General features: G+C 66.9%; 9 protein-coding genes. 3 read left to right on the forward strand and 6 right to left on the reverse strand.

Annotated features, from left to right (window positions below):
- The first annotated feature begins 125 nt into the window (after positions 1–125).
- Together ilvA and NL241_RS16910 are read left to right on the forward strand one after the other, a co-directional pair.
- A complete protein-coding gene (gene ilvA / locus NL241_RS16905) occupies positions 126–1,409 on the forward strand; it encodes a threonine ammonia-lyase IlvA (protein WP_494398145.1) in 1,284 nt (427 codons plus the stop codon).
- Positions 1,410–1,543: 134 nt separating this feature from the next.
- On the forward strand, positions 1,544–2,203 hold the full coding sequence (locus NL241_RS16910; RefSeq protein WP_487695903.1) for an O-methyltransferase: 660 nt from the start codon (positions 1,544–1,546) through the stop codon (positions 2,201–2,203).
- On the opposite strand, the gene NL241_RS16915 is transcribed toward NL241_RS16910, so the two are convergent.
- The 6 genes from NL241_RS16915 to sucT form a co-directional block, all read right to left on the reverse strand.
- Positions 2,181–2,369 (reverse strand): hypothetical protein, encoded by a 189-nt coding sequence (locus tag NL241_RS16915; protein WP_494398146.1) that lies wholly within the window; start codon positions 2,367–2,369, stop codon positions 2,181–2,183. The two genes, NL241_RS16910 and NL241_RS16915, sit on opposite strands and share 23 nt — an antisense overlap.
- A gap of 28 nt (positions 2,370–2,397) precedes the next feature.
- Complete coding sequence (locus NL241_RS16920) at positions 2,398–2,826, reverse strand: hypothetical protein (RefSeq protein ID WP_494398147.1); 429 nt, start codon at positions 2,824–2,826, stop codon at positions 2,398–2,400.
- Between the two features lie 87 nt (positions 2,827–2,913).
- The gene (treZ, locus tag NL241_RS16925; protein ID WP_494398148.1) at positions 2,914–4,641 is read right to left on the reverse strand and encodes a malto-oligosyltrehalose trehalohydrolase; all 1,728 of its coding nucleotides are present in this window, start codon (positions 4,639–4,641) and stop codon (positions 2,914–2,916) included.
- Positions 4,634–6,922, reverse strand: a complete 2,289-nt coding sequence (gene treY, locus NL241_RS16930) for a malto-oligosyltrehalose synthase (RefSeq protein WP_494398149.1) — start codon at positions 6,920–6,922, stop codon at positions 4,634–4,636. Before treY ends, treZ begins: the two co-directional genes overlap by 8 nt.
- Positions 6,923–6,926: 4 nt before the next feature.
- Positions 6,927–9,128, reverse strand: coding sequence for a glycogen debranching protein GlgX (gene glgX, locus NL241_RS16935; protein WP_487695898.1), 2,202 nt, complete (start codon positions 9,126–9,128; stop codon positions 6,927–6,929).
- A gap of 58 nt (positions 9,129–9,186) precedes the next feature.
- Positions 9,187–11,340 carry an acetyltransferase SucT gene (sucT, locus tag NL241_RS16940; RefSeq protein WP_494398150.1) on the reverse strand — a complete coding sequence of 718 codons (2,154 nt, stop codon included), beginning with the start codon at positions 11,338–11,340 and terminating at the stop codon, positions 9,187–9,189.
- 82 nt (positions 11,341–11,422) lie between these two features.
- On the opposite strand from sucT, the gene NL241_RS16945 reads away from it, so the two are divergent.
- On the forward strand, positions 11,423–12,727 hold the full coding sequence (locus tag NL241_RS16945) for an adenosylmethionine--8-amino-7-oxononanoate transaminase (RefSeq protein WP_494398151.1): 1,305 nt from the start codon (positions 11,423–11,425) through the stop codon (positions 12,725–12,727).
- Positions 12,728–12,747: the final 20 nt, after the last annotated feature.

Here is a 12,747-nt window from a genome sequence, read left to right on the forward strand (position 1 = left end):
CGGTCAACCGAAACGTGTGATCAGGTTGAACCGGTCAGGCCGGTCCGGCTGGCCGGAGCGCCCGGCGATGGATGGCCGGTCCGCGCGATTTTCTGGGCATCGGCCGAGCGTGGCACCATTGACCGGTGTCTGCTGATGTGAGCCAGAGTCCCCGCACGGTATCGCCGCTGTCCGCGGCCGACATCGACGCGGCGGCACAGCGGATCAGCGGTGTGGTGACACCGAGCCCCCTGCAGTTCAGCGACCGGTTGTCGCAGTTGACCGGCGCCTTGGTGTACCTCAAGCGTGAGGACCTGCAGTCGGTCCGGTCCTACAAACTGCGCGGTGCCTACAACCTGCTCATGCAGCTCAGTGCCGAGGAGATCGCCGCCGGGGTGGTGTGCTCCTCGGCCGGCAACCACGCCCAGGGGTTCGCGCTGGCCTGCCGGTCCATGGGTATCCACGGCCGGGTCTATGTGCCGGCCAAGACACCGAAGCAGAAGCGCGACCGTATCCGCTATCACGGCGGTGACTTCATCGAGCTGATCGTGGGCGGAGCCACCTACGATCTGGCCGCCGAGGCGGCCCGAGCCGATGTTGCGCGTACCGGTGCCACCCTGGTGCCGCCCTACGACGATCCCCGGACCATGGCCGGGCAGGGCACCATCGCCGTCGAGATCCTCGACCAGCTCGACAGCGAACCCGATCTGGTGATCGTGCCCGTCGGTGGCGGCGGCTGTATCAGCGGTATCACCACCTATCTCGCCGAGCGGACTTCGCGTACCGCGGTGCTGGGCGTCGAGCCCGCGGGTGCCGCGTCGATGGTCGCCGCGCTGGCCGCCGGTGAGCCGGTCACGCTGGATCACGTGGACCAGTTCGTCGACGGCGCGGCCGTGAACCGGGCCGGTGCATATCCGTTCGCGGCGCTGTCGGCGGCCGGCGACATGGTGTCGTTGAGCACGGTCGACGAAGGTGCGGTCTGCACCGCGATGCTGGACCTCTACCAGAACGAGGGCATCATCGCCGAACCGGCGGGCGCACTGTCCGTCGCTGGGCTGCTCGAAGCCGATATCACCCCGGGTTCGGTGGTGGTGTGCCTGATCTCCGGCGGCAACAACGACGTCTCCCGCTATGGCGAGGTGCTCGAACGGTCGCTGGTGCATCTCGGGCTCAAGCACTATTTCCTGGTCGACTTCCCGCAGGAGCCGGGTGCGCTGCGGCGCTTCCTCGACGAGGTGCTCGGCCCCAATGACGACATCACCTTGTTCGAGTACGTCAAGCGCAACAACCGGGAGACCGGTGAGGCGTTGGTGGGTGTCGAACTGGGTTCTGCCGCCGGCCTCGAAGGTCTGCTGGACCGGATGAAGGCCTCGGAGTGCCACGTCGAGGCGCTCGAACCCGGCTCACCGGCCTACCGCTACCTCACCTGACCTCTCCCGCTACCTCACCTGACCTCCCGGCCGAGCGAGCGTGTCTGCCCGCAACACGCCGCGCAAATCGTGCACACAACGCGCGCTCGCCAGGACATAGCGGCCACACAGGGTGGCTGGCTACCGTTGGGCCCATGAGTTCGACGCTGCATACCGGTCCGGTCGCCGACACCATCGCCGCGCTCTACCGGAAAGCCGACGAACAACGCCGCAGCCGTCCACCGGGCCAGCGTCCGCGGACGCTGGAGGGGACCCCACAGGAACGCGCCGACGCCATGGCGCAGGTCTACATGCCGATCGCCCCCATGGCGGGCAAGCTGCTGTACTCACTCATCCGCTCCGCGCGGCCACAGGCGGTGGTCGAGTTCGGCATGTCCTTCGGCATCTCGACCCTGCACCTGGCCGCCGCCGTGCGCGACAACGGGCACGGCCGGGTGTTCACCACCGAACTCAGCGAGTCCAAGATCGCCGCTGCCACAGCGACATTCGCCGAAGCCGGCGTCTCCGATCTGATCTCGGTCCTCCAGGGTGACGCGATGAGCACCCTGCCCACGGTGGACGGCCCGGTCGGTGTGGTGCTGCTCGACGGGTGGAAGGAGATGTACCTCGACGTACTGACCCTGCTGCAGCCGAAGCTGTCACCGGGCGCGCTGGTGGTTGCCGACAACACCGAAAGTGCCGGTGCTGCACCCTATCTCGACTACGTGCGGAACCCGGCGAACGGTTTTGTCAGCCTGAACTTCCCCGGCAAGGCCAACGACACCATGGAGCTCAGCTGCTGGGCCGCACTCTGACCAGCGCAGCCCACTGACGATCGTCCTCGGAGATCCCATCCCGCCCCGGGCGCGTCAACAGGAATGCCACGGTGGTGCCCGCTCCGAGCCAATCCTCGAGTGCCGCGGGTAACTCCGCGATCACCCCGGCCGCGCGCTCGCGGTCTCGGCGGGCTAGGGCGGGCACCTGTCGGCGAATTCCGTTATCCACAGCCTCAGTTGCCCGGAACCACCCTGACCACCGAGGTGTCGTTGACCCGAAAGAACGGCGCGATCGGCAGGCCGTGCATCTCCGCGGCTCCGAGCACCATGTCCGCCCAGTGCAGATCCTCATCGGACACCGCGGTCCCCGAGCCCGGTCGCGAGAACAGGAAGGCCGCTTCGCTTCCCGGAATCATCTGGTCGACGGTCTCACTGAGGTCGACGATCACACTGAAGACCAACAACCAGTCGTCGTAGGACTGGGCGGGGAATTGAGTGAGCGCCTTCTCCATGCGCCGGTCCGCCGTCACAAACGTCATCCACAGCGCCTGCCTACCGAAGCCCAGCGGGTTCATCAGCGCCAGCCACCGCCGACGAAGATCCTCGGAGGAGTGAAGTGTGCCGGGGGCGGCCCCGACGGAAGGAGCGTGATAGCTGTACATGCCGCGAGCATGCCTGCCCACCGCCGACCCGGTATTCCGCCATGCACAGGCGCGGTGGATCACCGCAGCAGGGAACAGGACGGCGTTTCAGCCTTTCAGCACGGCGAAGGAATGCGCCGGCAGTTCGGTGCTCTCACCGCCCGGCTTCGGCTCACCCCAGGCCAGTACCACCTCACCGCCGGCGGGCACGGTGACCGCTTGCTCACCGAGATTCAGGGCGATGGACAGGCTGCCGCGCCGCAGGATGATCCAGCGCTCGGCTTCGTCGTAGTCGACGCCCATGTGGTCCAGCCAGAAGTCCGCGAGATCCGGCTCCCGTTTACGCAATGCGATCAGATCGCGGTACAGCTGCAACAGCTCGGCGTGCCCGCCGCTGTCCAGTTCGGCCCAGTCCAGCTTGGACCGCAGGAATGTCTCCGGGTCCTGCGGGTCGGGGATGTCGTCGGCGTCCCAGCCGTGCGAGGCGAACTCGGCCTTGCGGCCCTTGCGGGTGGCCTCGGCCAACTCGGGCTCGGGATGCGACGAGAAGAACTGGAACGGCGTGGACGCCGCCCATTCCTCACCCATGAACAGCATCGCCGTGAACGGTGTCAGCAAGGCCAGCGCTGCGCTGACGGCCAGCTGACCGGCATCCAGATAGGCCGACGGACGGTCCCCGATGGCGCGGTTGCCCACCTGATCGTGCGTACAGGTGTAGGCCAGCAGCCGGTAACCCGGAATCGTGCTGGTATCCAGCGGTCTCCCGTGCCGACGACCCCGGAACGACGAATAGGTGCCCGCGTGGAAGAAGCCGTTCTTCAGCGTGTGCGCCAGCGTCTCGATCGACCCGAAGTCGTGGTAGTAGCCCTGCCGTTCCCCGGACACCGCGGTGTGCAGAGCATGGTGGATGTCGTCATCCCACTGCGCGGTCATACCGAGGCCGCCGTGGTCGCGCGGTGTGATGAACCGCGGATCATTGCGGTCGGTTTCGGCGATCAGAGACAGCGCGCGGCCCAATTGTGCTGACAGCGCGTCGGTTTCGGCGGACAGTTCTTCGAGAATGTGAATGGCGGTGGTGTCCACCAGCGCGTGCACGGCATCCAGGCGCAGGCCGTCGGCGTGGAAATCGCGCATCCAGCGCAGCGCGCACCCGATGATCAGGTTGCGCACCTCGTCGGAATTCTCGTCGGCGATGTTGATGCCTTCGCCCCACGGATTGCTCGCCGCGGACAGATACGGCCCGTAACGGGGTAGATAGTTGCCCGACGGCCCCAGATGGTTGAACACGGCATCGATCAGCACGCCCAGGCCACGGGTGTGGCAGGCGTCGATGAACCGCGCCAACCCGTCCGGCCCGCCGTAAGGTTCGTGCACGGCCCACCACAGCACGCCGTCATAACCCCAGCCGTAGGTGCCGCTGAACGCGTTCACCGGCATCAGCTCAACGAAGTCGACACCGAGGTCCAGCAGGTGATCCAGCTTCGCGATGGCGGCGTCGAAAGTGCCGTCGGCGGTGAAGGTGCCGATGTGCAGTTCGTAGATCACCGCACCCTCGATGGAGCGGCCCGACCACTTCTGGTCGCTCCATTCCACCGAGGCCGGGTCCCACAGCTGGGAGCGTTCGTGCACGCCGTCCGGTTGACGCGGGGAGCGCGGGTCGGGCAGGACGGTCGGGTCGTCATCGAGCAGGAAGCCGTACCGGACATCCGGGGCGACTTCCAGTGTGGTGCGCCACCATCCGTCGTCATACCGGGTCATCGCATGCGCGGTTCCCGCGATGTCCAGCCGCACCAACTCGGGTTTCGGCGCCCAGACCGCGAATTCATGTTCAGGCATCGGTTTTCTCCAGCAGGACGACCGAGAGGTCGGTGAACAGTTGCTCGGCACTCACGGTGCCGCTGAGCACCGTGCCGGAGATCAAGTCGGTCCAGGTGCCGGGTGGCAACGTCAAAGTGGTGTTACCCCAACCGGTTTCCTCCAGGCGCACGGTCCAGCGGCTGACCGCCACCAGAACATCGTCTGCGCGCCGGAACGCCACCAACTGCTCGGCGGCGGAACCCTCGGCGATCACCGGGGTGTAGCCGCCGGCCAGGAAGCTGTCCGGGCGCCGGCGGCGCGCCTGCAGCGCCGCGGTGACCACCCGGATCTTGGGATGGTCACCGGCGGCCAGTGCGTCGCGGCGCGCGGGGTAATCCACCGGCCTGCGGTTGTCGGGGTCCACCAGGCTGTCTTCGAACAACTCGGTGCCCTGATAGACGTCGGGTACACCGGGCACGGTGAGCGCCAACAGTTTCTGCGCCAGCGCGTCACTGTGGGCATGGGCGGAGAGCCGTTTCACCAGGGCGGTGATCTCGGTGGCGACCGGGCCGTCGAGCACCTGGTCCACCCACGCGTGGACCGCACCCTCGAATGCCTCGTCGGGGTCGTTCCACGTGGTGTGCACCGCAGCCTCCCGGATGGCCTTCTCGGCGTACCCGTGCAGCCGGCCGCGCAGCTCTTCGGTGACTTCGCCGCTTTCGGGCCACACGCCGAAGATGTTCTGCCACAGGAACAATCCGGTGGCGGCATCGGGGGAGGGCGCCTGGGACTCCCATCCGGTGACGAGTTGGGCCCACAGGGACGGCACCTGAGACAGCACCCCGATCCGGGCGCGGACGTCTTCGCCGCGTTTGGTGTCGTGGGTCGTCAACGTCGTCATCGCGGTGGGCCACAACTGCGCCCGCAGCGCTGAACTCTGGTGGAACTCCGCTGCGCTGACCCCGAACCGTTCCGGCGCACCGCCGACTTCGTTGAGGGAGACCAGCCGGGCATCGCGGTAGAACAAGCAGTCCTCGACGGCCTTGGCTGTGACCGCGCCACACAACTGCTGGATGCGCACCGATGCCTCGCCTCCGGCGGCCACCGCCGCCGACACCAGCTCCAGAGGGCGCGCCAGTTGCGGTGCGGCGGCGGCTGTTTCGGCGATCGCGGTGGGCAGAAGTGCCGACAATCCGCGGTAGTCGCTGCGGTAGACACCGAGATTGGTCAGCAGCGCTGCCACTGCGTCGGGCAGCAGCGGGTGGTCGTGGCCCACCGCGGCGACGATCACCCGGGTCAGCCGGGCCAGCTCACTGGACAGGGTTTCGGTGGCCGCGCCGATCTTGAGGTCGGCTTCCATGGCTGCCACCTCGGCGTGATCGAACCCGGCCGATGCGGCCAACGCGGTCAGTGCCTCTTCGCCGGTGGGGTCGATGAACAGGCCGCCCACCTCACGCAGGGCGTCGTAGCCGGTGGTGCCGTTGACGGGCAGTGTCGGTTCCAGCGCCTCGTCGGCGGCGAGTATCTTCTCGACCACCAGATAGGCGTTCGGACCGATCAATTCGCGTAACCACTGCAGGTAACCGGCCGGGTCGGACAGGCCGTCGGGGTGGTCCACCCGCACCCCGTCGACCAGCCCCTCGGTGAACCATCGGCGCACTTCGGCGTGACTGGCGTCGAAGACGTCGCGGTCCTCCTGGCGGATCCCGGCCAGCGAGGTGATGGAGAAGAAGCGGCGGTACCCGCACACCCCGTTGCGCCAGCCGATCAGCCGGTAGTGTTGCCGGTCGTGCACCTCGGGACCGGTTCCGTCACCGGTACCGGGCGCGATCGGGAAAGCGAGATCGCCGAGGCGCAACACGTCCCCGTCCACCTGCAGGTCATCGACATCGGAGTCGGATCCGAGCACCGGCAATACGATTCTGCGGTCCGGATCCAGGGTCCAGTCGATGTCGAAATACGTGGAGTACTGCGACTGTTCGCCGTGCCGCAGGACGTCCCACCACCAAGGGTTGAGTTCGGGTTTGTCCACCCCGACGTGGTTGGGCACGATGTCGACGATGATCCCGAGGCCGCGTCCGCGGGCTGCGGAGGCCAGCGATGAAAGGCCTTGCGCTCCACCGAGTTCGGCGGACACCGTGGTGGGGTCGGTGACGTCGTACCCATGGGTCGAGCCCGGTACGGGTGTCAGGACGGGCGACAGGTACAGATGGCTGACCCCGAGATCGGCCAGGTAGTCGACCAGCTTCTCGGCATCTTCGAAGCGAAACTCGTCGCCGCGCAACTGGAGTCGATATGTCGACAGCACAGGAGAGGTCATGGGTTCAGACCGTCTTACGCAGGATCAGTACGGAACGGGGCTGTAGAGACACGGTCTCTCCGGCTTTGACCACCAGGTCACTATCTCCTCGGGAATCAGCGGTGTCCACGGCGGCGGTCCACTCGTGGGCGTAGCTGGTGTCGGGTGTGGTGAATTCCACGGGTTCGGGGTGGGAGTTGAAGCACAACAGGAACGAGTCGTCGACCACACGTTCGCCGCGGGCATTCGGCGCCGGAATCGCGTCGCCGTTGAGGAACACCGCCACGCACTGCCCGAAACCGGATCCCCAGTCTTCGGGCGTCATCTCCTGTCCGGCGGTGGTCAGCCAGGCGATGTCACGGGCCTGCTCGCCGGTACGGATGGGCTTGCCCTCGAAGAACCTGCGACGCTTGAACACCGGGTGCGCCTTGCGGAACGCCGTCACCTTGCGGGTGAATGCCAGCAGGTCTGTATTCGACTGGCACAGCGACCAATCCATCCAAGACAGCGGCGAGTCCTGGCAGTAGGCATTGTTGTTGCCGTGCTGGGTGCGGCCGATCTCGTCGCCGTGGCTGATCATCGGGGTGCCCTGACTGACCATCAGGGTGGCCCAGATGTTGCGCATCTGTTTGGCGCGCAGCTCCAGGATCTCGGGGTCGTCGGTGGGTCCTTCGACCCCGCAGTTCCACGACCGGTTGTGGCTCTCGCCGTCGCGGTTGTCCTCACCGTTGGCCAGGTTGTGCTTCTCGTTGTAGGACACCAGGTCGGCCAGGGTGAAGCCGTCGTGAGCGGTGACGAAGTTGATCGACGCGCTCGGACGCCGTCCGGTGGCCTCGTAGAGGTCGGAGGACCCGGTGAGTCGGGAGGCGAATTCGCCCAGAGTTGCGGGCTCGCCCCGCCAGTAATCGCGCACAGTGTCGCGATATTTCCCGTTCCACTCGGTCCACAAACCAGGGAAATTGCCCACCTGGTATCCGCCTTCACCGACGTCCCACGGTTCGGCGATCAGCTTCACCTGGCTGATCACCGGGTCTTGCTGCACGAGGTCGAAGAACGCCGAGAGCCGGTCCACGTCGTAAAACTCGCGGGCCAGCGTCGAGGCCAGGTCGAACCGGAAACCATCCACATGCATCTCCAGTACCCAATAACGCAGCGAATCCATGATCAGCTGCAGAGTGTGAGGATGACGGGCGTTGAGGCTGTTGCCGGTGCCGGTGAAGTCCTTGTAGAGGCGGGCGTCGCCGTCCAGCAGCCGGTAGTAGGCGGCGTTGTCGATACCGCGGAAGTTGACCGTCGGTCCGAGGTGGTTGCCCTCGGCGGTGTGGTTGTAGACCACATCGAGGATCACCTCGATACCGGCTTCGTGGAACGCCCTGACCATGGTCTTGAACTCGGCGACGGCGCCGCCGGCGTGTCGGGTGGCCGCGTACTGGTAGTGCGGGGCGAAGAAGCCCACGGAGTTGTAGCCCCAGTAGTTGCGCAGTCCCAGATCCAGCAGGCGGTGGTCGTGCATGAACTGGTGCACCGGCATCAACTCGATGGCTGTCACGTTCAGCGATTTGAGATGGTCGATGATCACCGGGTGGGCCAGCCCGGCGTAGGTCCCGCGGAGTTCCTCGGGCACGCCGGGGTGCGTCTGCGTCATGCCCTTGACGTGCGCCTCGTAGATGATCGTCTCGTGGTAGGGCGTGCGCGGCGCCCGGTCGGACTGCCAATTGAAGAACGGGTTGATCACCACGCTGGTCATCGTGTGACCCAGCGAGTCCACCATGGGCGGGATCCCGCCGGAGGCCAGGTCGTCGGCTTCCAGGTCGTAGGAGAACAGCGCCTGGCTGAAGTCGAAGTCGCCGTGGAACGATTTTCCATACGGGTCCAGCAGCAGCTTGCTGGGGTCACACCGGTGCCCGCGGCTGGGGTCCCAGGGCCCGTACACCCGGAACCCGTACCGCTGTCCCGGAGTGATGGTGGGCAGATACGCATGCCAGACGTAGCCGTCCACCTCGTCGAGTTCGATACGCGTCTCGGTGCCGTTCTTGGCGATCAGGCACAGCTCGACCTTCGAGGCCACTTCGGAGAACACGGAGAAGTTGGTGCCGGCCCCGTCGTAGGTTGCCCCGAGCGGATACGGCGTGCCCGGCCACACGGTGGTGACAGTGGGCGCCGGTGTCAGCGGGGCGCTGGGTGCGGGCAGGCCTTCAGATGGACCGGGTGGCTCGCTCGACGGCATCGTTCGACCTTATCGGCGCGAGGGTCCGAATGCGCACCACCCGCGACGACTGCGACGTTCACCACCAGCCGGTGGCCGGGCCCATCTGCCTGCCCAGTTCGTCGACCAGGGTGCGCATGTACGTCGCGGTCAGGTGGTGAGAATCGTGATACAGCAGCACATTTCCCTCGACAGCGCGGCAGATCTCCTGGCCGCACACGGCATCGCTCATGTCCAGCGGTTTGAGCAGCGGGAACTGCTCGACGAAATCGAGTGTGGGATTGTGGGCCGAGAGCGCCTCGGAGCGTTTCATCCCACACGACGTGGCGTCGCCACCGCTGGCCAGGCAGTCCGCCGGCAGGAACGGCTTGCGGTCCTCGTCGAGAATCCACGGCGTGTCCCGCATCGCCAGCACTGGAATCTTGTTGTCGGACAACGTTTGCCAGATCCCGATATAGGTGGCCGGCATGACATCGCCGGCTTTGATGTTCCACGGCCGGGTCGACGTGGTGAACACGAAGTCGGGGTGGTCGGCGACCAGCTTGCTCATCACCCGCTCGTTCCAGGTGTGGCAGTTGGGGTACTCCCGGTTGCTGCCCATCACCAGCGGCCGTTCTTCGGTGGTCAGCGGGCAGCCCATCTTGAGGTAGGTCACCACTTTGAAGCCGTGCTGCTTGCCCAGCACGTCCAGGGCGGTGATCCAGTGTTCGGCGTGCGAGCCACCGGCCAACGCGATGGTGCGGGTCGCCGACTCGTCACCGTAGGTGCAGTTGAGGATGCTCACATTGCTGAAGTCGCTGATACAGCCGTCGATGGTGGACTGGGGCAGATCGTCCTTGGCTTCGAGCACCGTCGGACGCATCGGAAGATCCGGCACCCGACGCTGATGCAGCAGCGCGTCGGCGCCCGGGTAGTCCTGCGAACTCAGGCCGGCCAGTTCCTCGCCGTTGTCGCGCTGGACGGTGACGTGCTCGCGCCAGGTGAACGACGTGGCGGTCAGCGCGACGCCCAGCAGGATCACCGTCGAGCCCAGCGCCATCGTCGGCCGCCGCAGCCGCTTGCGCCAGGACACCTTCACCACGTGCGGTGACGGTGCCCGGTAGCGCAACGGCTCCTCGACGAACCGCATGGTCAGGTAGGCCAGCACTCCGGAGATCAGCAGGATCACCGCGCCTTCGGCGAAGTTGGCGTGTTCCCGTCCGGTGAGCACCAGCCAGAAGATCAGCAGCGGCCAATGCCACAGGTACAGCGAATAGGCCATCGAACCCAGCGTCACGAAGGGCCGCCAGGCCAAGATCCGGTTCGGCAGCGGGAGCTTCTCACCCTGCTGCCGGTTGGCCGCCGCCAGGATCATCAGGACTCCTGCGCCCACCGGGACCAGCGCCCACGGCCCGGGGAACTCCTGCACTCCGTCGATCAGCCACCCGCACGACAGGATGGCCGCCAGCGCCACGGTGGCCGCGACCACACGTAGCCACATCGGCCAGCGGATGTGACCCACCAGCGCGCCCGCCACGGCGCCCAGCAGCAGCTCCCACGCGCGCGCGAAACTGTTGTAGTAGGCGGTGGTCTGGTCGGCGTTGTGGGCGATGATCGCGTACACGAACGAGGCGATGGTCAGCGCGCCCAGCAGCACGATGAAGAACACCCGCAGGTGCTTGCCCAGGGGCCGGCGCAGCAGTGCGGTCAGCCCGAAGACGATGATCAGGAACGCGATGTAGAACTGGCCCTGGACCGACATCGACCAGATGTGTTGCAGCGGACTGACGGCCTCACCGGCGCGCAGATAGTCCGACGCGGTGTTTGCCAGCTCCCAGTTCTGGTAATAGCCCAGGCTGGCCAGGCTCTGGTCGGCGAAGGTCTCCCAGCGGGTCTCCGGCTGCACCAGGATGGTCAGGACAGCGGACGCCGCGAGCACCACCACCAGCGCCGGCAGCAGCCGTCGCACCAGCCGGGTCACTTCGCGCGCCGGCGACAGCTTCAGGCCCGGGGTCAGCGAGCTGCGCAGCAACCGGCCACCGAAGAAGAAGCCGGACAGCACGAGGAACACGTCGACACCGCCGGAAACCCGGCCGAACCACACGTGGAAGACAGCAACCAGCGCGATGGCCACACCGCGCAGTCCATCGAGATCATGTCGGTAGAAACCCGATTTCCTGGTCCCCATCGCGGTCGGGGTCACAGGTTCCGGAGTGGTTGCTGGCTCCGGCCTGGTCGGGGTCAAGAACATCATGGTCGACAGACAATGTACCCAACAGGTCTGGGTAACTCCTGGTGAGCAAAGCGCCGCGTCGTCTCCGATACTCTCGGTGCCCGTGCCGACGCAGTCCCGATTGACTCCCGCCGAGATCAGCGCCATCGACGCCGCGCATGTCTGGCATCCGTACAGCACCATCGGAGCCCCGGGCGCACTGCCGGCGACGGTGGTGCTCAGCGCCGCAGGGGCCTACCTGAAGGTGGTCCGGGACGGACGGTCGGTGGACGTGCTCGACGGTATGGCGTCGTGGTGGACCGCGGTACACGGGCACGGGCACCCGGTCCTCGACGAGGCCGTCACCCGCCAGGTGTCGACCATGAGCCACGTGATGTTCGGCGGTCTCACCCACGAACCGGCGGCCCGGTTGGCGCAGCTGCTGGTGCAGATCACCCCCGCCGGTCTGGAGACGGTGTTCTTCAGCGACTCCGGGTCGGTGTCGGTGGAGGTGGCGGTCAAGATGGCGGTGCAGTACCAGCGCAGCCGCGGCCACACCGGCAGGACCCGTCTGATGACGTGGCGCGGCGGCTACCACGGCGACACGTTCACCCCGATGAGCGTCTGTGACCCCGAGGGCGGCATGCACTCGCTGTGGACCGACATCCTGACCGAGCAGGTTTTCGCCCCGCCGGTGCCCGCCGCCTACGACCCGGCCTACAGCGCGGCCTTCGACGCGCAGCTGGCCCAACATGCCCACCAGGTGGCGGCGGTCATCGTGGAGCCGGTGGTCCAGGGGGCCGGCGGTATGCGGTTCCATGACCCGCGCTACCTGTCCGATCTCCGGGCGATCTGCGACCGCCACGACGTGCTGCTGATCTTCGACGAGATCGCGACGGGTTTCGGGCGCACCGGTGAACTGTTCGCCGCCGACCATGCCGGGGTCAGCCCGGACATCATGTGCGTCGGCAAGGCGCTGACCGGGGGATACATCACCCTGGCCGCCACCTTGTGCACCGGGGAGATCGCCCATGTCATCAGTGCCTCGGATGCGGGCGCGCTGATGCACGGCCCGACGTTCATGGCCAATCCGCTGGCCTGCGCCGTCGCGGTGGCCAGTGTGGAGCTGCTGCTCGGCCAGGACTGGCGCACCCGGGTGGCCGAGATCGCCGCGGGCCTGGAGGCCGGGCTGGCGCCCGCGCGCAGCGTGGCCGGGGTGGCCGATGTCCGGGTCCGCGGCGCGATCGGTGTGGTGGAGCTGAGCCGGCCGGTGGACCTGGCCGTCGCCACCGCAGTGGCGCTGGATCACGGCGTGTGGCTGCGCCCGTTCCGCAACCTGGTGTACGCGATGCCGCCGTTCGTGTGCACGCCCGCCGAGATCGACCGCATCGCCTCGGCGATGGTGGCCGTGGCGCGTGCGCTAGCCTGAACGGTGTTCAATTAAGGCGG

Source organism: Mycolicibacterium sp. SMGY-1XX (assembly GCF_059132455.1).

Excerpts from the sequence above, each read along its gene's own strand:
- NL241_RS16910 (WP_487695903.1), top strand. The coding sequence starts at position 1,544 with ATGAGTTCGACGCTGCATACCGGTCCGGTCGCCGACACCATCGCCGCG.
- NL241_RS16920 (WP_494398147.1), bottom strand. The coding sequence starts at position 2,826 with ATGTACAGCTATCACGCTCCTTCCGTCGGGGCCGCCCCCGGCACACTT.
- treY (WP_494398149.1), bottom strand. The coding sequence starts at position 6,922 with ATGACCTCTCCTGTGCTGTCGACATATCGACTCCAGTTGCGCGGCGAC.
- treZ (WP_494398148.1), bottom strand. The coding sequence starts at position 4,641 with ATGCCTGAACATGAATTCGCGGTCTGGGCGCCGAAACCCGAGTTGGTG.
- sucT (WP_494398150.1), bottom strand. The coding sequence starts at position 11,340 with ATGATGTTCTTGACCCCGACCAGGCCGGAGCCAGCAACCACTCCGGAA.
- glgX (WP_487695898.1), bottom strand. The coding sequence starts at position 9,128 with ATGCCGTCGAGCGAGCCACCCGGTCCATCTGAAGGCCTGCCCGCACCC.